General features: G+C 61.9%; 18 protein-coding genes. 9 read left to right on the plus strand and 9 right to left on the minus strand.

The window, feature by feature from the left end:
• The first annotated feature begins 11 nt into the window (after positions 1 to 11).
• The 7 genes from EK416_RS09805 (at position 12) to EK416_RS09835 (ending at position 10,176) form a co-directional block, all read left to right on the plus strand.
• Positions 12 to 920 carry an MBL fold metallo-hydrolase gene (locus EK416_RS09805; RefSeq protein WP_164729962.1) on the plus strand — a complete coding sequence of 303 codons (909 nt, stop codon included), beginning with the start codon at positions 12 to 14 and terminating at the stop codon, positions 918 to 920.
• Between the two features lie 93 nt (positions 921 to 1,013).
• Positions 1,014 to 2,444 carry a porin gene (locus EK416_RS09810; protein WP_127077318.1) on the plus strand — a complete coding sequence of 477 codons (1,431 nt, stop codon included), beginning with the start codon at positions 1,014 to 1,016 and terminating at the stop codon, positions 2,442 to 2,444.
• A 306-nt stretch (positions 2,445 to 2,750) separates the two neighbouring features.
• Positions 2,751 to 3,935 carry an ABC transporter substrate-binding protein gene (locus tag EK416_RS09815; protein ID WP_127077319.1) on the plus strand — a complete coding sequence of 395 codons (1,185 nt, stop codon included), beginning with the start codon at positions 2,751 to 2,753 and terminating at the stop codon, positions 3,933 to 3,935.
• Between the two features lie 76 nt (positions 3,936 to 4,011).
• On the plus strand, positions 4,012 to 4,872 hold the full coding sequence (locus EK416_RS09820) for a branched-chain amino acid ABC transporter permease (RefSeq protein WP_127077320.1): 861 nt from the start codon (positions 4,012 to 4,014) through the stop codon (positions 4,870 to 4,872).
• A gap of 1 nt (position 4,873) precedes the next feature.
• Complete coding sequence (locus EK416_RS09825; RefSeq protein WP_127077321.1) at positions 4,874 to 6,667, plus strand: branched-chain amino acid ABC transporter ATP-binding protein/permease; 1,794 nt, start codon at positions 4,874 to 4,876, stop codon at positions 6,665 to 6,667.
• Positions 6,664 to 7,380: an ABC transporter ATP-binding protein gene (locus tag EK416_RS09830; RefSeq protein WP_127077322.1), complete on the plus strand. Its 717-nt coding sequence runs from the start codon at positions 6,664 to 6,666 to the stop codon at positions 7,378 to 7,380. Before EK416_RS09825 ends, EK416_RS09830 begins: the two co-directional genes overlap by 4 nt.
• 141 nt (positions 7,381 to 7,521) lie before the next feature.
• Positions 7,522 to 10,176 (plus strand): bifunctional acetate--CoA ligase family protein/GNAT family N-acetyltransferase, encoded by a 2,655-nt coding sequence (locus EK416_RS09835; protein ID WP_127077323.1) that lies wholly within the window; start codon positions 7,522 to 7,524, stop codon positions 10,174 to 10,176.
• A gap of 41 nt (positions 10,177 to 10,217) precedes the next feature.
• Here EK416_RS09835 and EK416_RS09840 read toward each other — a convergent pair whose 3' ends face one another.
• Together EK416_RS09840 and EK416_RS09845 are read right to left on the minus strand one after the other, a co-directional pair.
• Positions 10,218 to 11,417 carry an acetyl-CoA C-acyltransferase gene (locus EK416_RS09840; RefSeq protein ID WP_127077324.1) on the minus strand — a complete coding sequence of 400 codons (1,200 nt, stop codon included), beginning with the start codon at positions 11,415 to 11,417 and terminating at the stop codon, positions 10,218 to 10,220.
• 3 nt (positions 11,418 to 11,420) lie between these two features.
• On the minus strand, positions 11,421 to 12,986 hold the full coding sequence (locus EK416_RS09845) for a benzoate-CoA ligase family protein (protein ID WP_127077325.1): 1,566 nt from the start codon (positions 12,984 to 12,986) through the stop codon (positions 11,421 to 11,423).
• A 209-nt stretch (positions 12,987 to 13,195) separates the two neighbouring features.
• Between EK416_RS09845 and EK416_RS09850 the strand changes: the two genes are divergently transcribed.
• Positions 13,196 to 13,648 carry a GNAT family N-acetyltransferase gene (locus EK416_RS09850; protein WP_127077326.1) on the plus strand — a complete coding sequence of 151 codons (453 nt, stop codon included), beginning with the start codon at positions 13,196 to 13,198 and terminating at the stop codon, positions 13,646 to 13,648.
• The gene (locus EK416_RS09855; protein ID WP_127077327.1) at positions 13,645 to 14,088 is read left to right on the plus strand and encodes an Rrf2 family transcriptional regulator; all 444 of its coding nucleotides are present in this window, start codon (positions 13,645 to 13,647) and stop codon (positions 14,086 to 14,088) included. The genes EK416_RS09850 and EK416_RS09855 overlap by 4 nt, the downstream gene beginning before the upstream one ends.
• Positions 14,089 to 14,092: 4 nt before the next feature.
• Here EK416_RS09855 and fabG read toward each other — a convergent pair whose 3' ends face one another.
• Genes fabG through oah form a run of 7 tightly spaced genes read right to left on the minus strand, consistent with a single transcriptional unit; the run spans position 14,093 to position 21,343 of the window.
• Positions 14,093 to 14,809 carry a 3-oxoacyl-ACP reductase FabG gene (gene fabG / locus EK416_RS09860; RefSeq protein ID WP_127077328.1) on the minus strand — a complete coding sequence of 239 codons (717 nt, stop codon included), beginning with the start codon at positions 14,807 to 14,809 and terminating at the stop codon, positions 14,093 to 14,095.
• Between the two features lie 6 nt (positions 14,810 to 14,815).
• Positions 14,816 to 15,658, minus strand: a complete 843-nt coding sequence (bcrD, locus tag EK416_RS09865; protein ID WP_127077329.1) for a benzoyl-CoA reductase subunit D — start codon at positions 15,656 to 15,658, stop codon at positions 14,816 to 14,818.
• 21 nt (positions 15,659 to 15,679) lie between these two features.
• Positions 15,680 to 16,972, minus strand: a complete 1,293-nt coding sequence (bcrA, locus tag EK416_RS09870) for a benzoyl-CoA reductase subunit A (RefSeq protein WP_127077330.1) — start codon at positions 16,970 to 16,972, stop codon at positions 15,680 to 15,682.
• 14 nt (positions 16,973 to 16,986) lie between these two features.
• The gene (gene bcrB, locus EK416_RS09875; protein ID WP_127077331.1) at positions 16,987 to 18,270 is read right to left on the minus strand and encodes a benzoyl-CoA reductase subunit B; all 1,284 of its coding nucleotides are present in this window, start codon (positions 18,268 to 18,270) and stop codon (positions 16,987 to 16,989) included.
• 3 nt (positions 18,271 to 18,273) lie between these two features.
• A complete protein-coding gene (bcrC, locus tag EK416_RS09880; protein WP_127077332.1) occupies positions 18,274 to 19,437 on the minus strand; it encodes a benzoyl-CoA reductase subunit C in 1,164 nt (387 codons plus the stop codon).
• Positions 19,438 to 19,439: 2 nt separating this feature from the next.
• Positions 19,440 to 20,210: a cyclohexa-1,5-dienecarbonyl-CoA hydratase gene (locus EK416_RS09885; protein WP_127077333.1), complete on the minus strand. Its 771-nt coding sequence runs from the start codon at positions 20,208 to 20,210 to the stop codon at positions 19,440 to 19,442.
• Positions 20,207 to 21,343 carry a 6-oxocyclohex-1-ene-1-carbonyl-CoA hydratase gene (gene oah, locus EK416_RS09890; protein ID WP_127077334.1) on the minus strand — a complete coding sequence of 379 codons (1,137 nt, stop codon included), beginning with the start codon at positions 21,341 to 21,343 and terminating at the stop codon, positions 20,207 to 20,209. Before oah ends, EK416_RS09885 begins: the two co-directional genes overlap by 4 nt.
• Between the last annotated feature and the right edge of the window lie 5 nt (positions 21,344 to 21,348).

The raw sequence follows: 21,348 nt of genomic DNA on the forward strand, positions 1-21,348 counted from the left end.
CGCTCGATCACGTGAATGTCTGGCTGCTGCGCGACGGCGAGGGCTTCACCCTGATCGATACGGGGATGGCCGATGCAAGAACGCGAGGCCTGTGGCAGCGGATCTTCAAAGATCAGCTTGGCGAGATGCCCATCACCCGGCTGATCTGCACCCATCACCACCCGGACCACATGGGCCTTTCGACCTGGCTTCATGCGCGGTTCGGCGTGAGAATGACTGCCACCGTCGGGGAATGGACCTATGGGCGCCTTGGCTGGCTTGAAAGCGGCGAAGACTTCCTTTCACTGGCAAGCGATCACTACATCCGTTTCGGACTTCGTGACGAGCCGCTTCGTCTGGCGATAGCCGAAGGCAACAATTACCGCAGATATGTGGATCCGATCCCGCTCGATTTCTTGAGGATCGAGGATGGCGACCGCCTTTCGGTCGGGGGCCGCGAATGGCACGTAATGACCTTCAGCGGACACTCTCCGGAGCACGCCTGCCTGTGGTGTCCGGAAGCCGACGTGCTGATTTCCGGCGATCAGGTTCTTCCGAAGATCAGCCCGACGATCGGGGTCTGGAGCAACGAACCCGAGGCCAATCCGCTCGCGGGATTCTTCGCCTCGCTGGACCACCTGATGACGCTATCGGACAGCGCGCTGGTCTTGCCGTCGCACGGGCTTCCGTTCACCGGGTTGCGGCAGCGTTGCAGGGCGTTGAAGGCGCATCACGACGAACGGCTGAAGCATACACTGGACAGCTGCAGCGATCCGTCATCGGGCGCGGATGTCATGGAGGAGCTTTTCCCGCGCATGCTTAGCGGCCACGATCTCCTTTTTGCCGTCGCGGAGACGCTGTCGCATCTCAATTATCTCGTCGCGGAGGGATACATAGAATGTAGCGTTGAGAAACAAAATATCAAATATAAAACGAAATAATTGCATTTATTACCCTGAATGATATCAGGGACGATGCAAACCGGCTCGATCGGCTGTCGAACCGGTAAATAAAGGGCACTTAGGGGTGGGGAAATGACGAAGAGAAATGCGCGCCTTCGCGGCGCGAGCGGGCTGTTTGCGTGCGCAGCGACGGCGTTGGTGATGCTGTCGCCGGCCAGTGCGGCGGATTACTGGATCGATACGATCAAGGATCCGCTGCCCGAGAAACTCAGTTGGAAGGGTATCACCGTGTACGGCGTCATCGACGTCAACTACACGTGGCAGTCCAAGGGCCAGCCATTCGACGACGATCTCTATCCCGGCACCATTTACGGTCTGCTTGGAGCACCCGGCGCTCACAAGGCCTATTGGGGTTTTGCCCAAAGCGGGCTTTCCCAATCCTCCGTCGGCGTCAAGATCGAAGAGCCGCTGGCCGAGGGGTGGTCTGTCGTCGGAAAATTCGACACCGGTTTCAATCCGCTTTCGCTTGAGCTTTCCGATGCCTGCGCGAGCGTCTCGAACAATTCCGGGAAATCGCTGCGCCAGCAAAGCGCGAACGTGGACGGCTCACGCTGCGGGCAAGCCCTCAACGGCTCTGCCTTTGCCGGTATCAGCAACGCGAATTACGGCACGCTGACTTTCGGCCGGCAGAACGCGTTCAATCTCGACTCCGTCATCGCGTACGATCCGATGGGAGCCTCGTACGCGTTCTCCTTCATCGGCATGGTTGGCATCACGGCGGGCATGGGGTCTACCGAAGCCGCACGCTGGGACAACTCCATCCGCTACACCTACAATTTCGGCCCCTTCCACGCAGGCGCGATGTACGCCTTCGGTGCTGAAGACAGCGCCATCCACGCCGATGCCTACGGCCTCAATATCGGCGGCAAATGGCAGGGGCTTTCCGTCGACGCCGTGTTTGCGCAGGAGAACAGCGTCGTCAATGCAGGCAGACTTCCCAACTTCGAGAAGAATGCGCTGGCCGCGACCATCACCGACAATACGTCGGCCTCCATCATGGGCAAGTATACCTTCAATCTTGGTGGCGGTTTGAAGGATGCTCCCGGCGACAAGCTGACCGTATATGGCGGATATCAGTACACGGTGCTTTCAAACCCCGACAATCCGTTGACCGGTTATCACACGACCATTGGCGGCTACAGGCTGGCGACGATCAACAATCAGGCTTACCAGACCGACCGCATCCTCAATCTCGTCTTCGCCGGCGCGAAATACGAGATGCCTTCCGGCTGGAGTTTCGCCGCCGGTTGGTATCACTTCAGCCAGGACTCGTGGGTGGCGCGGTCGCTCACGAATGTTGACAGCGCCAAATGTTCGACCAGCGTTCGGGCAAACTGTAGCGGCGATTACGATCAGGTGTCGTTCATGGTGGACTACGCCATCAACAAGCATCTCGATGTCTATTCGGGCATTGGCTACACGGCAGGAAGCGACGGCCTCGTGTCCGGCTACCTCGCGGATAGCGACACCTATGTCGTGACGGGCATGCGCCTGAAGTTCTGACGGCGGGTACCGAACGAGCCAAACCGGCTCGTTCGGTTGGATGCTGGCTCACATAAGGTGAGCTGATCCGTTCAGCTATGAAGTTCGAAAGCCGTTCGGCGATCCAGCGATCACCGAGCAGAGCTGGCCTGCGCCTTGTCGCAGGGACGATCACGCCGAAGAGGCGCGCCCCTATAGGCAAATTGTTCGGGGGCTTCTTCGGTCCGCACCAGAAGAGGTGAGCACCAAAGCATTAGCGCAAAGGCCCGCAGAGGTCCTGCCTGACGAACGAAAAAACGAAGCGAAAGCTCAAAAGGGGAGAGGAACATGATCAACAGACGCCGCCTACTGATACTCGCAGGGGCCGCTGGCGCATCCACCATCGCAGCACCGTTCGTTCGGCCTTCCTGGGCACAGTCGAACACCCTGAAGATCGGGCTGCTTCTCCCATCCTCGGGTACGTATGCTCCGCTCGGCGAAGCGATCACCCGCGCGGTGGAGCTTTACGCCAAGCAACAAGAGGGCAAGCTTGCGGGCCGCGACATCGTATTCGTCAAGGTTGACGACGCGTCAGAACCGGCCAAGGCGACCGAGAATACGACGAAGCTGATTTCCGGCGAGAAAGTCGACGTGCTCGTGGGCACGGTCCACTCGGGCGTTGCCATGGCAATGGCCAAGATTGCGCGCGAAGACGGGCTGCCGACCCTCGTTCCGAATGCCGGAGTGGATGCGCTGACGCGAGGCGCCTGCGCTCCAAACATTTTCCGGACTTCGTTCGGTAACGGACAGATCGGCGATGCGACCGGGCAAGCTATGCTGAAAGCTGGCATAAAGAGGGCCGTCACCGTCACCTGGAAATATGCGGCAGGAGAGGAAATGGTGGGTGGCTTCAAGAAAGCGTTCATCGCTGGCGGCGGCGAAATCATCAAGGACATCACCCTGCCCTTCCCGGACGTAGAGTTTCAGTCGATCCTCGCAGAGGTCGGCTCGCTGAAGCCGGACGCGGTCTATTCGTTCTTCGCTGGCGGCGGTGCCTTGAAGTTCATCAAGGACTATGCGGGCGCCAGGCTCAACGAGCGGATTCCGCTCTGGGGTCCGGGGTTCCTTACGGACGGCATCGAGAAGGCGGCCGGATCTGCGGGCGACGGCGTCAAGACCGCGCTTCACTACGTCGAGAGCCTCGACAATCCGGAAAACAAGAAGTTTTCCGAGGAATTCATGGCGGCATACAAGGTGACGCCGGACGTCTATGCCGTACAGGGCTGGGACGCCATGCAGTTGCTTCGCATCGGCCTGGAAGCGGTCGGCGGCGATACGAAGAAGCGGCCTGAGATGTTGGTCGCGATGCGCAACGCCTCGTTCGACAGCCCGCGTGGACCTTTCAAACTCGGTCCGTCGCACAACCCCATTCAGAATTTCTACCTGCGCGAATTGCGCGGCGGCGAAAACAAGCTGATCGGGATCGCGGCGGAGAAGCTCGCTGGCGACACGACCGGCTGCAAGATGACCTGAACGACGGTCTCGAATTTCTCATTCATCGCGGGGGCGTGTCGATATCGACCGCTCCCGAAGCCCCCGGATTGTGTTCATGAGCCTCGTCCTCGTCCAGATATTGAACGGGCTGCAATACGGCCTGTTGCTATTCCTCGCGGCCAGCGGCCTGACGTTGGTCTTCGGCATTCTCGGCGTCATCAATCTCGCTCACGGCTCGTTCTACATGCTCGGAGCCTATCTGGCGGTGACGCTGACGGCGCAGTTCGGTGACATTTTCGTCGCGCTTGCGGTGGGCATCCCGCTGGCCTTCCTGTTCGGCGCGGCGATCGAATGGCTGTTCATCCGCCACCTCTACAAGCGCGATCACCTCCAGCAGGTTCTGTTGACATTCGCGCTCATTCTCGTGTTCAGGGAGGTGCAGCAGACGCTGTGGGGCAATCACCCGCTGTCCATTCCGACGCCGTCCTACCTCTCGTCGAGCATCGCCCTCACACCCGATCTCGGCTACCCGGTTTATCGCTTTGCGCTGATGGCGATCTGCGTCGCTCTGGCGCTCGCGATGATGTTCGTTATCCAGCGAACCCGCGTCGGCCGTCTGATCCGTGCAGCCGAATCCAATCCTGAAATGGTCGAGGCCCTCGGCTACGATTCGCGCATCCTGTACCGGATGGTCTTTGCGGCGGGCGTGACGCTGGCGGCGGCTGCGGGCATCCTCGCCGCGCCAATCGAGAGCGCCTATCCGGGGATAGGCGATCGCGTCTTGATCATCTCCTTCGTCATCGTCGTTGTCGGCGGCATTGGTTCCATCCGAGGCGCGTTTCTCGGCTCGCTGCTGATCGGCCTCGCCGACGCTTTCGGCAAGGTGTTCGTACCGGAATTTTCCAGCGTGCTGATCTATGCGGTGATGGCGCTGATCCTGGTCGTGCGGCCGTCTGGCCTGTTCGGGAGGGCGTGAAATGTTGAAAACACCGTCTGCGCGTGCGTTGGTTCTGCTCGCCTGTCTCGCGCTGCTGTTCGTCGCGCTGCCGTTTTTCGTCGGGCCGTATGGCATCAAGTTCGCGACGCGGCTTGTCATCCTGTCGATTTTCGTCGTCAGCCTTGATTTCGCGCTCGGCCTCGCCGGGCTCATCTCCTTCGGACACGCGGCTTTTTTCGGCGTGGGCGCCTATGCCGTCTATTTCGTGTCATCGGATGAGGGCGCGGCCAATGTTTTCGTCGCGCTCGGCGCTGGCGTCGCGGTGGCGGCGGCCTGCGCCTTGGTCATCGGCACCTTCGCCTGTCTGACGCGCGGCTTCTATTTCATCATGGTCACACTGGCGGCGGGCCAGATGATGTTCTCGCTGTTTCACGACACGGGGATCGCCAAGGGCGCCGATGGTGCATACATCAACATCAAGCCGGACCTGACGATATTGGGTCATACGCTGATCGATTTCGACGACCGCCGGGCGTTCTTCTATGTGTGCCTGGGGCTGCTCGCGGTCACGGTCGTTGCCCTGTACATGCTCGCCAGAACACCATTCGGGCGCGTCGTTCAGGGATTGAAATCGAACGAAACGCGGCTGTCGGCGCTCGGCTTCGACGTCTACCGCTTCAAGCTCGCGGCCTTTGTCGTCTCCGGAGCGTTTGCCGGTCTCGCCGGAGCGCTGTTCGCCTGCATCGACGGCTTCGTAACGCCCGATCTCTTCTCGTGGCATCAGTCCGGTCTCGCGATCATGATGGTCGTTCTGGGCGGCGCGGGGACTTTGTTCGGGCCGATCCTTGGCGCCTTGTTCTATGTCTCGCTCGAAGAGGCGCTGAAGACCGCCAGCCTCGTCGGCGATGTCGTTTCTTCTCACTGGCTTCTGGGCACCGGCGCTGTGCTCGTCGTCGCCGTTCTGTTGTCGCCCGATGGGCTCGCCGGGTTCTTGCAGAGCGCCCCTCGCACCGTGAAGAGGCGAGCGCTGAGGCCCTCCGGCGATGGGCCCGCCGAGCCGCGCAGGGCGTCGGTCCTGGCGACAAGGGATCTTGCAAGAACCTTCGGCGGCCTGCGCGCGGTCGACGGTGTCACCATCTCCTTCGAGCCCGATCTCGTGCACGCGATAATCGGGCCCAATGGAGCCGGGAAAACGACCTTCACGAATCTCCTGTCCGGCGCGCTGAAGCCTTCGGCGGGTGAAGTGACCGTCGACGGCGTCGATGTGGCGGGGGCGCCGTCATACAAGATTGCGCGACGTGGCGTCGGCCGCTCGTTCCAGCGGACGAATATCTTCGCAACCTTCACGGTCGAGGAAAATTGCCGCCTCGCGGCACAGGCGCGCCATCCATCGGTGTTGCGTCTGACCGAGCGCCTGAGCGAGGCCGAACAGGCCAAAGTCGATCACGCGCTCGTCGTCGCGGGACTTGCCGACAAGGCGGACACCATTGCCGGTGCGATGTCCAACGGCGAGCAGCGCCAGCTCGAAATCGCCATGCTGATCGCAAGCGGCGGGAGCATCCTCATTCTCGACGAACCGCTCGCCGGGATGGGACCGGAGGAGACGCGGCGCGTGATCGACCTGCTGCGCGACCTCAAGAAGAACCACACGATCGTGCTGATCGAGCATGACATGGACGCCGTCTTCGCTGTGGCTGACACGCTGACCGTGCTGGCGCTGGGTCGTCTTATTGCACACGGCACCCCCGACGAAGTTCGACGCAACGAAGAAGTGATTACCGCCTATCTCGGCGGTCACGCGCCGGAGCATCAGACCGAGGGAGCGAAGTCATGAGCGCAACACCGCTGCTAGAGGCGCGCGGCCTCAACACCTACTACGGCGCAAGCCACGTGCTTCGGGGCGTCGATTTCCATGTCGGGCGCGGTGAGACGGTCAGTCTGCTCGGCCGCAACGGGATGGGGAAAACGACGCTGATGCGGTCGCTCATGGGCCTCGTCGTGCCGAAGAGCGGCGAGATTTGCTTCGCCGGTGCCGAGGTGAGGGGCTGGCGTCCGAGCGCAATCGCACGCGCCGGAGTCGGTTTCGTGCCGGAGGGGCGCGGCATCTTCCCGAACCTGACGGTCGAGGAAAACCTCCTTTTCGCCGAGCGCGCAGGCGCGGACGGGCAGCGCGACTGGACACGCGAGGCGATCTACGAGTTGTTTCCGAGGCTCGCGGAGCGACGCACCAACTGGGGCAATCAATTGTCCGGCGGCGAACAGCAGATGCTTACAATCGGCCGCGCGCTGATGAGCAATCCTTCGCTGCTGCTGGTCGATGAAGCGACGGAAGGGCTTGCGCCGCTCGTGCGCGGCGATATCTGGCGCACGTTGAGACTTATTGCGGACCGGGGCGTTGCCATAGTCGTGGTCGACAAGAACCTCGACGACATCATGAAGCTTTGCCGCCGCCATGTCATTCTGGTGAAGGGCCAGGTCGTTTTCGAAGGCGATACGCATGCCTTGGCGGCAAACGACGACTTCGTGCGGAGCCAGTTGGGCCTTTGAGCAAGGCTTTCTCAAGCGGGGCGCGGGATCGCCGCGTCTTAGATCGTTCTTCCTTTCCCGGATCGTCCTGAAATCCTATATCTAAACCCGCAGAGATATTCGACATTTGATGCCCGGTTGCAGAGTCCGAAAGGCGACTGCATGTCCATTCAGAATTTGCAGTATTTCTTCGCTCCGAAATCGATAGCGGTGATCGGTGCGAGCGAGCGTCCGCGTTCGGTCGGCAATATTGTCATGCGCAACCTTCTGGATGGGCGTTTCGCCGGGCCGATACTTCCAGTCAATCCGCGAAGAGAGGCGGTGGCCGGCGTTCTCACCTACAAAAGCGTTGCCGATCTGCCGCTTTGCCCGGAATTGGCGGTGATTTGTACGCCCGGCCCGGCAGTCCCCGGCGTCATCGACGATCTCGGCAAAAGGGGAACTCGCGCCGCCATCGTTGCGGCCGACATGAGCGACCCCGATGCTCTGCTCGACGCCGCCCGTCGATACGACCTGCGTCTTCTCGGCGGCGCGAGCCTCGGCGTTTGCGTGCCGAAAGCTAACCTCTACGCGAACTTCGCCCACATGCAGGCGCACCCGGGTCGTGTGGCTTTTGTCTCCCAGTCTGGCGCCTTGTGCGCGGCCGCTCTCGATTGGGCGAAGCCCCGCGGTATCGGCTTTTCCTGCGTCGTGTCGCTCGGTGACGCGGTCGAGATCGATTTCGCCGACTTGATGGACTATCTGTCCAAGGACGAAGAGACGAAAGCGATCCTGCTCCACATCGAGACAATTCGCGAACGGCGCGGGTTTGTTTCCGCCGCGAGAGCCGCCGCGCGAAACAAGCCGGTTCTTATCCTCAAGGGCGGCAATCGCGCCTCCAGCCATTCCATCGGTCACTTTCTGTCCGAGACGCTTGCTTCGCCGGATGGCGCTTTCGATGCGACCGTCAGGCGCGCTGGAGCACTGAGAGTGTACTCCATCGATGAGTTGTTTGCGGCGGTGGAAACCTTGTCTCGGACGAAGCAGGTACGCGGCGAGCGTCTCGCGATCCTGTCGAACGCCGGCGGTGCGGCCCTCATGGCAATCGACGAGATCAACACGGCGGAGCGCGGCTCTATTGCCGACCTTTCGGAGAAGACGCTTTCGCAGCTGGCGAAGGTGCTCCCGCGTGGCCGACTCATTGCAAATCCCGTCGATCTTGGCGCAGGCGCGTCGGCGGACGACTACGCGGCCGCGCTGAAGGTACTGTCCGAGGCGCTTGAGGTTGACGGCATCCTCATCATTCACGCACCGAACGCGATGACGGACAGTTCCGAAATCGCGCGCTCTGTCATCGAGGCGCAGAAGCGCTACCGAAGCGGCGTGCTGGCCTGCTGGCTCGGCGGCGAAACGGCGAGCGCCGCGCTCGCCCTTTTCGCTGAAGCGGGCCTTTGCAGCTATAATTCCATCGGCGCGGCGGTTGGCGGTTTCGGCCATATCGTACAGCACCGCCGCAATCTTGCGATGCTGATGGAAACGCCTCCGGCGGATCTCGCGAACTTCGCGCCCGACCGTGCGACGGCGCGATCCATCGTGGAGAGCGGGCTTTCGCGTCCCGATGGCGTGCTGAGCGAGCCAGATAGCCGCCGCCTGCTTGCTTCCTACGGCATTCCGACGCTCGAAAGCATTCTCGTCGAGACCGCCGACGAAGCAGCGGTGGTGGCCGAGCGCATCGGCTATCCCGTGGCCGTGACGCTCTCCTCTCCCGATCTGCCTCGCAAATGGGATGCAGGCGCGGTCGCGCTGAACCTCGAAAACGCCGAGGCCGTGCGCTCCGCCGCCGACGGCATCATGCGGCGCGTCCGGAATATCGCCCCCGAAGTCCGGATCGAGGGCTTTGCGCTCCAGCGCATGGTGGTGTGGCCGCATTCGCGCCAGTTGATGATGGGCATTTCCTGCGATCCGCTGTTCGGACCGGTTCTCGTCTTCGGGGAGGGGGGGCGCGCCGTAGAGCTCGTGCGGGATCACACGGTTGCGCTGCCGCCGCTGAACCTTCCGCTTGCACGCCAGATGATCGACCGCACGCGCATTTCAAAGCGGCTTGAAGCGCACGGCCTGCGACCGAAAGCTAATCGGGACGCCATCGCTCAAGCGCTCGTGCGTCTTTCGGCCTTGCTCGTCGACAACCCGGAGATAACGGCCTGCGATATTAACCCGTTATTCGCGAACCATCAGGGTGTCGTCGCGGTCGACGCTCGCATTCAGCTCGCGGCTTCTGACGACACGGACTCGCGCCGTTTCTCGATCCTGCCATATCCCTCCGGGATGGAAGAAGCAGCAACGCTTCATGACGGCTCCCCGATCGTTCTGCGACCAATCCGACCGGAGGACGAGCCCGCTCACGCCGATCTCATCGGCCGAACGAGCCCGCAAGATCTGCGCTATCGCTTTTTTGGCTCCACGCAGAAATTGCAGCATCACCAACTCGCCCGCATGACGCAGATCGACTACGACCGGGAAATGGCGTTCATCGCCACCGCCACGGGAACGGATGGTCACGCGTCCACGCTTGGCGTGGTGCGCACGGTTACCGATCCCGACAACAAGCGGGCGGAACTTGCCATCCTCGTACGGTCGGATCTCAAGGGAACCGGCCTCGGCAGCATCCTGATGGACAGGATCATTCGCTATCATCGCACGAGGAAGACTGACGAGATCGGAGCGCAGGTGATTTCCGGCAACGAGCCGATGCTGAGGCTTGCCGCCAAATTCGGCTTCGCGGCCGTGACCGGAGACGATCCGGAACTTGTGGAATGCACGCTGCGCCTTATCGACTGAAGGAGTCGTAGGCGGGCGCTTCGCTGTCGCCGCGCCGAGCGTCAGGCCCGTTCGAGGACGGCGGCGATGCCTTGTCCGACTCCAATGCACATCGTAACGAGCGCATAGCGGCCGCCGGAACGCTGCAACTGCCGGGCCGCCGTCAGCACGAGCCGAGCGCCGGATGCGCCGAGCGGGTGGCCAAGCGCGATTGCTCCGCCGTTCGGGTTGAGGCGACTGTCGGACGGATCGATCCCCATCAGGCGGCAGCAGCCGATGACCTGTGTGGCGAAGGCCTCGTTGATTTCGATCAGGTCCATATCGCCAAGCTTGAGCCCCGCGCGTTCGAGGACCTTTGCGGAAGCTGGCACCGGGCCGACACCCATGATGCGGGGTGCAACGCCAGCGACCGCCGCCGCGCGCAGGACCGCGAGAGGTGCCGCGCCCGCCCTTTCGCCCGCGCTGCGGCTTCCGAGGATAACCGCCGCCGCGCCGTCATTGATGCCCGAAGAATTTCCCGCCGTGACGAGGCCGCCTTCAGCAAGCGGCTTCAGCCGGGCGAGAGTTTCGCGGGTGGTTTCGGGGCGCGGATGCTCGTCAGCTGAGACCCTGATAGCCTCTCCGCGCCTGCCGGGGATCTCCACGGCGACGATCTCGCCCTCGTAAAAGCCTTCCTTGATGGCGCGCGCGGTCTTCTCCTGCGAGGCGAGCGCGAAAGCGTCAGCTTCTGTGCGCGAAATACCGAGGTCGTGCGCGATGTTGTCCGCTGTCTCGGGCATCGTGTCATTGCCGTAAGTCCCGACGAGCCGGGGATTGACGAACCGCGCACCGATGGTCGTGTCGTAAATCGCGGTATCGCGCCCGTATGCGGCCTGCGGCTTTGCGATGACGAAAGGCGCGCGCGTCATCGACTCGACGCCACCCGCCACAATCAGGTCCGCCTCTGCGAGCGTAACCGCACGCGCAGCGTCGATTACCGCGTTCATGCCGCTGCCGCAGAGCCGGTTCACCGTCGCGCCGCCAACCTCTTGCGGTAGCCCCGCGAGAAGCGCCGCATGTCGACCGACGTTGCGCGCATCTTCGCCAGCCTGGCAGGCACAGCCAAGGATGACGTCTTCCACGTCCGCCGGGTCAAAAGGAGAGGCTGCGAGCGCGGCGCGGATGACGTGCGCCGCCATATCGTCGGGCCGGACGGCGGCAAGCGCCCCCGCGTGTCGGCCTATAGGCGTGCGCAACCCGCCATAGATGCATGCTTCGCGCATCCGCTATTCCTCCGCGCGCAAACGGTAGCGCTGGATCTTCCCGGTCGCGGTCTTGGGCAGGCTGTCCACGAAATGGAAACGGCGGGGAAATTTGTAGGGCGCGAGTTTCGTCTTGCAGAAGGTGCGCAATTCGTCTTCGAGCGCTTCGGTCGGTCGTGCCTCGTCGTGCAGCACGATCCAGGCTTCGGGCTTCACGAGCCCTTCCGTGTCCGCGCGACCGACCACGGCCACCTCGAAAACGGTCGGGTGTTCGATGAGGGTCGATTCGATCTCGAAGGGCGAACACCAGATGCCACCGACCTTCAGCATGTCGTCCGAGCGGCCGCAGTAGAAGAAATAGCCGTCTTCGTCGCGATAATAGGTGTCGCCGGTATTGATCCATTCGCCGAGCATCGTCTCGGCGGTCTTCTCGGGGTTTCGCCAATAGTATTTGGCCATCGAAAGCCCCTTGATGAAGAGGCGCCCCGTTTCGCCGGTCGGCACGGTGCGGCCCGCCTCGTCGACGACCTTGGCGTCGTAGCCTTCCACGACGAGGCCGCTCGATCCGGGTTTGAACTGGCCGACGCGGTTCGAGATGAAGATGTGAAGCGCTTCCGTCGAGCCGACCCCGTCGAGGATGAGGGTGCCCGTGTGCTCGCGCCACCGGCGGAAGATATCGGCGGGAAGCGCCTCGCCCGCAGAGACGCACATGCGTAGCGACGACAAATCAGGCGTCACATTTTCAAGCGCCTGCAGCTGGGCTGCATAAAGCGTGGGAACGCCGAAAAACAGGGTCGGGCGGTAGGTCTCGATCATGGCAAACGTGTTCGACGGCGTCGGCTTCTCGTCGAGCAGCACCGCAGTGCCGCCGACCCAGAGCGGAAATGTCATCCCGTTGCCGAGGCCATAGGCGAAGAACAGCTTTGCAGCTGAAAAGAACACATCGTCTTCGACCGCGCCGAGCGTTCGGACGCCGTAGAATTCGCTCGAAACGACCATGTCGCGTTGAAGATGAACAGCGCCCTTCGGATTGCCCGTCGAGCCCGACGAATAAAGCCAGAAGCATTCATCGGTGGGCGAAGCCTCGACGGCGGTGAACTCGGCGGAATAGGGCGCGATCCGGCTCGCAAGCGTATCGCCATCGTCGGCAATCTTCAGGACGAGCCCCGGCTGGTGCGGAATACTTGCGAGCGCCGCCTCGACTTCGCCCGCATATTCCGGCGAATAGATGAGCCCGGCACACGCCGAATTTTCGATGATGAAGGCGTAATCCTTCGCGCGCAGAAGCGTATTGACCGGCACGGGAACGACGCCCGCCTTGATCGCTCCCCAGAACACGAAGAAGAACTCGACGCTGTCCTTCACGATCATCAGGACGCGCTCGCCACGGCCGACTGGCGCGGCGTCAAGGAAGTTGGCCGTGCGGTTCACGCCTTCGTAAAGCTCGCGGTAGGTGGTGTCTCCTTTTCGGGTTCGCACGGCGACCTTCGCCGCCCTACCCTCGCGAAGGTGGCGGTCGATGAACTCCGAGGCGACATTAAAAACCTGCGGGAAACGAATTTCCGCCCCAGCCCCGACCAGCAGTCCCATCCACCCACCTCTTGCTAAGGCGCGCTCTGCGCGTTTCGTCCCTTGGTCTTTTCTTGCCGGTTTCTTCGTTTGCGGTAAACCGGTACTGTTTTACCATTTTAAGTAACGCCATTATCAACTTCTTGTCAAGGCTTCGTTTAAGGCGCAAATCGGTACGAGAATGATGGATTGTGCGATTCGGTGAAGGTGGCGAGGAGACCGAACTATCGATGACGAAAGAACAGGCCTTCATTATCCGCCCTGCCAGCGCCGCCGATATCGAGCATATCGTTCGCCTCGATGCCGCCGTTACGTCGATGCCGAAGTCGACATACTGGGAGGCGCTCTTCAAGGATTGCCAGTCGCGGCGGAACCAGCATTTCCTGCTCGTCGCCGTCAAAGGCGATGTCCTTGTCGGGTTCATCGCTGGAGAAATCCGTGCGTGGGAATTCGGCTCGCCGCCGTGTGGCTGGGTTTTCGCAATCGCGGTCGATCCGAATACCCGGCTGTCGGGCATGGGCGCCGACCTTTTCCAGGCAATCTGCGACGCCTTTCGCCGCGCCGGTATAACAAAGGTTCGCACCATGGTCGCTCGCGATGCGCAACTCGTCATGTCTTTCTTCCGCGCCCAGGGAATGATGGCCGGGCCGTTTGTAGAACTAGAGAAGGATCTCGACGAATGAGGCTTCAGGTCGCGACACGGCACGCCATTTTTTCGGTTCTGGAACTGGCCTCTCAGCCTGACCGGCAGATGTCGGCAGTCGATATCGCGGAGAAATACTCTATCTCGCCGAACCATTTGGCCAAGGTTTTGCGCACGCTTGGCCGGGAGGGGATCGTCGATGCCGCGCGCGGCGTTGGCGGCGGCTATCGCTTTGTCGGCAATCCAAAGCGCCTGACCTTGTTCGATATCATCGCTATCTTCGAGCCCATCGGACCGACAACGGGCGGCATCGAGGCGGGCGACGACACGAGCGAGGGGCAAGCCCTGCGCCTTGTGATGAACGAGATCGAGGATACGGCCCGCGCGACGCTGTCCTCGATCACCATCGATACCATGCTCAAGATCGCCCGACGCAGCAGCGCGCCAAAGCCGTCAGAGCGTCGAAGCGTCAGCCGATAAGCGCTCAGATATACTGGCCCGCGTCGACCTTCAGCACCTGTCCGGTGATGAAGCTGGCGCGATCGGACAGGAGGAACAGCACCGCATCCGCGATATCGCCGACGCCCGGCAGCTTTTTCAACGCGCTTTCATCGAGCGCCTTGCGACGGACGTCTTCGGCGAGGGCGAGCGTCATTTCGGTCAGCACCATGCCGGGCGCGACGGCGTTCACGGTCACGCCCTTTGGCCCAAGCTCGCGGGCGGCGGTTTTCGTCAGCCCGACGAGCCCCGCCTTGGATGCGGCATAGTTCGCCTGCCCGAACTTTCCGCGCAGGCCATTGATCGATACGATGTTCACGATGCGCCCGAAACCTTGCGCGCACATCGCCGGAGCAACCGCGCGAAGCATCATGAACGCGCCCGTGAGGTTCACGTCCAGCACCCCTTGCCATTCCTCGTCGCTCATCTTCGTCAGCGAGCGGTCACGGGTGATGCCGGCATTGTTGACGAGGAGGTCAGCCGGGCGATCGAGCGCGCCGACCGCCGCCGCAACCGCAGCGCTGTTTGCGATGTCGACCGCGCGGAACTCCATTCCCGTCGCGTCACCTTCGGTGCGGTCGAAGATGACGACGCGCGCGCCGCCCGCCTTCAACCCTTCGGCAATGGCGCGCCCGATGCCGCGCGATCCGCCCGTCACGATGGCGGTGCGCTCCGCGAAGGCGTCGTTTTCTCTCTGCGTCATGAGCAATCAGGCCGCGACCGCTTCGAGGCGCGACAGCTTCTGATGCCGGAATGCTCCCCAGAGCGCACCGCCGACAGCCCCGGCATAGATCGAGTCCGGGTGGCTCTCCGCCACGAGTGCGACCTTCTCCTTGACGAGCGCCTCATTCAGCGCCGCGACGAGCCCCGTGTCGAGCGCGAGACCGCCCGTCATCTGCACCACGCCGTCGGTCGCACCGATGGATTTCAAGAGCTTGGCGAGCCTCACCGCCATCGACAGATGGATACCCTTGAGAATATTCGCCGCTGAAATTCCCCTCGACACCATGTTGATGACGTCCGTTTCCGCAAGCACCGCGCAAATCGAGGACACGCGCTCGGGGTTGTCGGCCTTCTGGGAAAGCATGCCGATTTCGTCGTGGGCGATGCCGAGATAGCGCGCGATGTTCTCCAGAAACTGGCCCGAGCCCGACGCACACTGGCTCGTCATCTTGTAGGTCAGCACCTTGCCGCCGCCGTCGATGCGGATCGCGCGGCCGTTGAGAGCGCCGATATCGAGCACCGCGCGGGCGTCCGGATTGAGGTAAACTGCCCCGCGCCCATGCGTCGTCATCGAATAGAAATGACCCGTCGCAAAGCGCAGGTTTTCCGCATCGCCGGTGGAGGCGACATACGCGACGTCGCCTCGGGAAACGCCAGCCTTGGAGAGCATCGCGTCGTAGATTTCATCGGCGAGCAGAAACGGATCGCGACTGCGGATTCGCGACAGCTCTTTTCCGAGCCAGCGCGTCTTGTCACCATCGATCTCAAACAGAACCGTCTTGACGCAGCCAGAACCGATGTCCACGCCCGCTGTAATGATAGCACTCATGATTTCGTCCTCTCCGCAGGCTCAGTTCAGGACCGCGCGCACGGCAAACGCCGCGCCGCCAAGCGCCCCGGTGTAGATGGAGTCCGGATTGATGTTGATCTGCACGTCGCCGTAGTTTTCCTTGATGAGCTTCCGCAGTTCGCGCACCGCAGCCTCATTCTTCGCGACGCCGCCGGTAAACGTGAACTGGTCCTTCACGCCACCGGCGCGCGACAGGATCGACATGGCGCGCAGGATGATCGCCCGATGCAGCCCCGCCAGGATGTCCTCGCGCTTCTCGCCGAGCGCGAGGCGGTCGCGAAGTTCGGCGCCCGCGAACACGGTGCAGGTGGAGTTGATGCGCACCTGCTTCGTCGACTGCATGGCGAGCGGCCCAAGCTCCTGAAGGCCCATGTTCATCTCGTCCGCGATGTAGCCGAGATAGCGCCCGCAACCCGCCGCGCAGCGGTCGTTCATCTGAAAGTTTTCGACGATGCCCGCCGGATCGACCTGAATACCCTTCGTGTCCTGTCCGCCGATGTCGAGCACGGTGCGGGTTCCCGGATACATGATGTGCGCGCCGAGCCCGTGGCAAAGGATTTCCGAGCGGATGTGCTCCTTCGGGAAGGGAAGTCGCACGCGGCCGTAGCCCGTGCCGACGACGTAGGTTTCTTCGAGCGGGATAGAGAGAGCGCTTTTCACCGGCGCGGCGATCAGCGACTGATCAAGCGATTCCATTTCCAGCGCGCGAACGAACTTGCCTTCGATGTCCCCCGCAGGCGGACGGTTCTCAACCTTGATGATCGACTTGTCGTAGATGTTGAGAATGAGGTCGAAGGCGAGCCCCGCCTCGCGGCAGACGGCCTCGCCATTGTGCATGAAGTCGCCGCCCGCGAGGTCGCGGAAAAAGTCGGACTTGCGGCGAAAACCGGGGGCGAACTGGGTCGCCGAGTGCTCGCGAAGCCGCCGGAACGTCTCCGCCAGCGCTTCGATGACCGGCTTTTCGCGCCCCGCGAAGCGCGGGCCTTTCACGTTGCCGATGCAGGTGCGCTCCAGATCTTCAAGTTGTTCGACGAACTGGATGTGTCGGAAATTCCGTTCAAGGTCGGCCAGAACCGCTTCTGCGACGTCTGCTGTTCCGGGAACGGCTTCGAGCGAGCGGCGAAATAACGTGAGCCGCGTATCGACGAGCGCTTCCTGCTTCGAGACCGCTGCGGCGGTGTCGTAATTGGAGCGCGAGTTGGTGATGCCGCGACCGAGCACAGTCTGGTTTTCGTCCATCACCACGGCTTTCGTGGTCGTGGAACCGAGGTCGATGCCGATGAAGCAACGCATGATGGTGTCCTTTCTTACGCTGCCTTGGCCGTGCCGAGACGCTTCTGTTCGATCATCTGGAAGTAGCTTTCCAGACGGTTCTTCACGTTCGCCGCCGAGAAATAGCGGGGGTCGACAAGATCGGTTTCGATGAACGCTCCGGGTTTGCCGGTTCGCCGCTCGACCTCGTTCATGATCATGAGCTGGCCGGCTGAGAAGCTGTTGCAGCTCTTGATCGAGTTGATGAGCAGTCCATCCGCCTCGTATTCTTCGATATACTTCGCGAGGATGTCGACGCGTGTCGGGAGATTGCGGTTCGTGTAGCAGCCGAGGCAGTAATCCGCGAGTGTTTCGAGCGGGTTATCGGCGTCGTGGCGGAAGCCCAAGTCGTACATGCCGCCGACCTTGGTATAGCTCGACGCGACGACGACCGCGCCTTCGTCCGAAAACATCTTCCAGAATTCGCGGAAGTTGGTCCAGTTCGGCGGCCCTTCGACAATGAGCCGATAGCGCTGATCGTTGAAGTTCGACCCGTCGGGTGTGATCGGCCCCTGACGCGTCTCGATGCGGGCCTGCACTTCCTTGCGTAGCGCGTCGTAATAGGCGATGGCGTCGCGCGTGCCGCGAAAGGCGGTGAAGATCGGGCCGATATAGTAGACGCCGCCGAAATAGGCGTCTATTGGCGACGGCTTGTGCTTGCCGGATTCGAGCACCCAGACGAGGTTGTCTTCGGCCTTCGCCGAGTTGCGCAGCGCTTCGCGCAGGCGGTCGATGTCGAACTTGATGCCCGACACCTCTTCAAGCCCCGGAATGATGACTTCCTTCAACTGCTTGACGATGTAGTCGCGCATGTTTTTCGTCGAGTGCCCGTCGCCCTCATACGGCACATGCAGCATCAGCGTGGGGCACTTGTATTCCTCACGCAGAAGCTCGAACCACTTCATGAAGGTGTAGCAGCCCGTATAGGAGAGCAGCAGCACGTCCGGTTTCGGAAAAGGCTTGCCGTTCGGTGCAATGTTGCCCGCACCCATCATCCCGATGTCCGCCTTCACGTATGTGCAGACGTCTTCGGAATGGCCCGCCTTCTCGGCATCCATGATGTAGTTGCCCGACAGCTTCCTCATGCCGTTCTGGATCGCATTGATCTCGGGTAGATTGTTCACGATGTCGAAGCAGAGCAGCAACTCGTTGAGGTTGCCGGGTACGAAGGTGGATGACACCTTGCGGCCCGTCTCATGCTTCGAGGTAATGGCCTCGTAGTTGCGCGCGATCATCTCCTTCTGGAGGAGCATCGACGGTTCCTTGACGATTTCGCTCATGTCTCAGCTCCAAAGCTTGATGGAATCGGCGAATGTGCCGGCTTGCTCGCGAACCGGCTGCATCTGGCCTGAGTTCTCGGCGTATTTGAACGAGATGTGCGGGATGCCCTCCTCGGTGAGCTTCTTGCAGATCATCGGGCGGTCGAGCAGGGCGGGGTCGCAGAAGCTCGGCGTCGCGTAGATCACGCCCTCCGCGCCCGCTTTGCGGATCTGATCGACGTGGAACTTGCCCTTTTCGCCTTCGCGCGGGACGTATTTGCAGGAGGTCTCGACCGAATGGCCGATGTAGGCGGCGGCGAGCGCCTGAAGCGGATCGATATCGAGCGCTACGTCTTCAGTCAGGAAGCGGTTGACGAGGATATAGTCGTCCTCGACCACGTAACAGCCCGCCATCTCGATCGACTTGATGAGGTTTAGCGGCGGCTGCTCGCAGAAGGAGCCGTAGATCGCGACACGGACATTATCGCGCTTCGGCCGATCTTCCTTCTCTGCCGCGGCCATGTAGCCGACGAGAAGCGCATTATGTTCCGCAACGTCCATCATCAGACCGGCCCGCATCAGCAGATAGACCTCCGACGTCGGCGCTTTCCACGGTTGGCGCGCACGGAACGCATAGAGCTGGCGCACGAGACGGCGGTTCTCGTTGTAGAGCGCAATGGAACGCCTGAGATCGTCGTCGCTGATTTTCCGGCCCGTGAGCGCTTCGAGCCCCTCGCGCATCTCCTGAAGTTCGGCCACGTAATAGCTACCGCCGATTTCAGGATCGAAGTTCTGCGGCGTATCGAAGAACTTGGTCCAGACGTTCGGGAACATGATCTTCCACATGCCCGACAGATTGCGGATCACGTCGCACACAAACGGGAAGATCATGCCGTCGACGAAGTCGAGACGCCTCGTCATGCCGAGTTCGACGGTCGAGCGCGGGATGCGGCAGATGTAGCTCTGGTAGAAGGCATCGCCGTGGATGACTTCCAGCTTGTCGCCGCCGCCGAACAGACCGAGCGGCAGGCAACCCGCTGCGTGGATCAGTTCCAGCGGCGCGTAGAGCGGCAGGAAGCCGACCACTTTACGACCGGGGACCGCGTCTTTCCAGGCGCGAGCGGCAGTAAAGTCCAGATCTTCGAAGATGGCTTCGCAGCGCGAAACGATTTCGGCCGTGCTTGTCATGGTCAGCGCGCCTCCCATTGGGCCGGGCGCTTCTCGATGAACGCCGTCAAGCCTTCCAATGCGTCCTTTGTGGACATCAGCTTTTCCAGATAGAGATGTTCGAGGTTGCAGAGCTTCGTCCGAACGCGCTCGACCATGTCGAGGCGGGCTGCCTTTACGGCGATACGCAGCGACGACGGGCTAAGCCCTGCAAGCGCGTGGTCGAAGTAGGAGAGCGCTGCCGCCTCCGGTTCGGGCGTAATCTCGGAAACAAGGCCAAGCGCGAATGCCTGCTCGCCGGAAATCGAGCGCCCCGACAGGAGAATGTCTTCCGCCGCCGCACGCGCGATCTTCTCCGGCAGGATGCACGACGCCGGCGGCGCGAACACGCCGAGGATGATCTCGGGCTGACCGAATTTCGCATCCGGCGTGGCGAAGATCCGGCTACCCGCGATGGCGACTTCCATGCCGCCGCCGAGGCACTGGCCGCGCACCGCTACCAGGACGGGAACCGGAGCCGCGACTAGCCGCATGACGAGTGCGTTGAACGATTTCAGCATCGCATCGCATTGGTCCGGCAGATGCTCCTGCACACTGGCGCCAAAGCTGAAGTGCGGCCCCTCGTGATCGATAAGCACGGCAAGGATCGCCGGATCGTTCATATGTGCGTCGAGCGCTGCCGTCAGCGCGGCGATCATCTGCGCGTCGACAATATTCGCCTTGGGCCGCGCGAGCCGCAATCGCAGAAGCTTGCCATCGCGGTCATGCCATACTTTCAAGGGCTCGATGGTCATTTAGTCCCCCGCGCGGCCGGGAGAAGCGATTCTGTCAGTTCCGGCGTCCACGGGGCGCCCGCCGCGAGTGCCTGCCGCAGCGCGATGAAATCGATTTCGCGGTCGTCCTTGGTGCCTTCGTTGAAGGCGCGAAAGCCGGCGCGCGCCTCTGTCATCATGTTGAGCGCGAGCCAGGAGCGGCTGTTCTCCTTGTTGGCGTTCCAAGCGTCGATCTTGGGCTTCCGCAGTTCCTCGATGGTCTTCGTGAAGCAATCCGGGAACGTCAGCAGGATCTTGCCGCAGAGCTCCTCGACCTTGGCGTCGAGCAGCGAGAGGTCGACCGTGCCCTTCTTCAGCACGTCCTTGCCCGCTGCCAGTTCGGCGCCCGTCTTCGGTTCGCCGTGCACGATGCGGCCATATTCATCGACATAGCGGTCGGTGATGACGAGCGGGTTCGCGACGAACCGTCCATCGACCTTGAGCGCGGGCACGATGTCCGTGATCATGCCGAGCCGGTAGGCCTTGTGCGCCGTCCACGGCTCGCAAAGGGAGCCGGACACCATCGCCATTTCCGCGCCGACCATGACGGGAAGGAAATCGGTCGCTCCGCCAATCGGGGCCGATCCATGCTTCGGCCCCGCCTGACCGAAGCGCGCCAGATCCTGCGCAATGGTGAAATCGCAGGCCATGCCGATTTCCTGGCCGCCGCCGATGCGCATGCCGTTGACGCGACAGACGACAGGCTTGTCGCATCCGAGGATCGCGGACACCATGTCGTTGAAAAGGCGCATATATTGCCGGTATTCCTGCGGATTTCCCGCGTAATATTCGGCGTATTCCTTGGTATTGCCGCCCGTGCAGAAGGCCTTGTCGCCCTCCCCCGTGAACACAGTCGCCACCACGTCGCGTGCATTCGATGCAGCGCGGAAGGCAAGGATCACGCCCTTGACCATCTCGGTCGTGTAGGAATTGTACTGCGCGGGGTTATCGAGCGTGATCCACGCATTGAAAAGACCGGGCACGATTTCGCCGTCCGGTGTGCGTGCTGGCCGCTTCTCATAGCGAACGCCGGGAACCACGATTTCCGCGAGGTTGTGGTCGTGCAGGGCTTCGGGTGCCGTGGCTCTCGCAATCGACGCTGTATTCAGGGTCATTTCCT

The organism is Rhodomicrobium lacus (assembly GCF_003992725.1).
Lineage (GTDB): Bacteria > Pseudomonadota > Alphaproteobacteria > Rhizobiales > Rhodomicrobiaceae > Rhodomicrobium > Rhodomicrobium lacus.

Excerpts from the sequence above, each read along its gene's own strand:
- EK416_RS09810 (WP_127077318.1), top strand. The coding sequence starts at position 1,014 with ATGACGAAGAGAAATGCGCGCCTTCGCGGCGCGAGCGGGCTGTTTGCG.
- EK416_RS09815 (WP_127077319.1), top strand. The coding sequence starts at position 2,751 with ATGATCAACAGACGCCGCCTACTGATACTCGCAGGGGCCGCTGGCGCA.
- EK416_RS09820 (WP_127077320.1), top strand. The coding sequence starts at position 4,012 with ATGAGCCTCGTCCTCGTCCAGATATTGAACGGGCTGCAATACGGCCTG.
- EK416_RS09825 (WP_127077321.1), top strand. The coding sequence starts at position 4,874 with ATGTTGAAAACACCGTCTGCGCGTGCGTTGGTTCTGCTCGCCTGTCTC.
- EK416_RS09830 (WP_127077322.1), top strand. The coding sequence starts at position 6,664 with ATGAGCGCAACACCGCTGCTAGAGGCGCGCGGCCTCAACACCTACTAC.
- EK416_RS09835 (WP_127077323.1), top strand. The coding sequence starts at position 7,522 with ATGTCCATTCAGAATTTGCAGTATTTCTTCGCTCCGAAATCGATAGCG.
- EK416_RS09840 (WP_127077324.1), bottom strand. The coding sequence starts at position 11,417 with ATGCGCGAAGCATGCATCTATGGCGGGTTGCGCACGCCTATAGGCCGA.
- EK416_RS09845 (WP_127077325.1), bottom strand. The coding sequence starts at position 12,986 with ATGGGACTGCTGGTCGGGGCTGGGGCGGAAATTCGTTTCCCGCAGGTT.
- EK416_RS09850 (WP_127077326.1), top strand. The coding sequence starts at position 13,196 with ATGACGAAAGAACAGGCCTTCATTATCCGCCCTGCCAGCGCCGCCGAT.
- EK416_RS09855 (WP_127077327.1), top strand. The coding sequence starts at position 13,645 with ATGAGGCTTCAGGTCGCGACACGGCACGCCATTTTTTCGGTTCTGGAA.
- fabG (WP_127077328.1), bottom strand. The coding sequence starts at position 14,809 with ATGACGCAGAGAGAAAACGACGCCTTCGCGGAGCGCACCGCCATCGTG.
- bcrD (WP_127077329.1), bottom strand. The coding sequence starts at position 15,658 with ATGAGTGCTATCATTACAGCGGGCGTGGACATCGGTTCTGGCTGCGTC.
- bcrA (WP_127077330.1), bottom strand. The coding sequence starts at position 16,972 with ATGCGTTGCTTCATCGGCATCGACCTCGGTTCCACGACCACGAAAGCC.
- bcrB (WP_127077331.1), bottom strand. The coding sequence starts at position 18,270 with ATGAGCGAAATCGTCAAGGAACCGTCGATGCTCCTCCAGAAGGAGATG.
- bcrC (WP_127077332.1), bottom strand. The coding sequence starts at position 19,437 with ATGACAAGCACGGCCGAAATCGTTTCGCGCTGCGAAGCCATCTTCGAA.
- EK416_RS09885 (WP_127077333.1), bottom strand. The coding sequence starts at position 20,210 with ATGACCATCGAGCCCTTGAAAGTATGGCATGACCGCGATGGCAAGCTT.
- oah (WP_127077334.1), bottom strand. The coding sequence starts at position 21,343 with ATGACCCTGAATACAGCGTCGATTGCGAGAGCCACGGCACCCGAAGCC.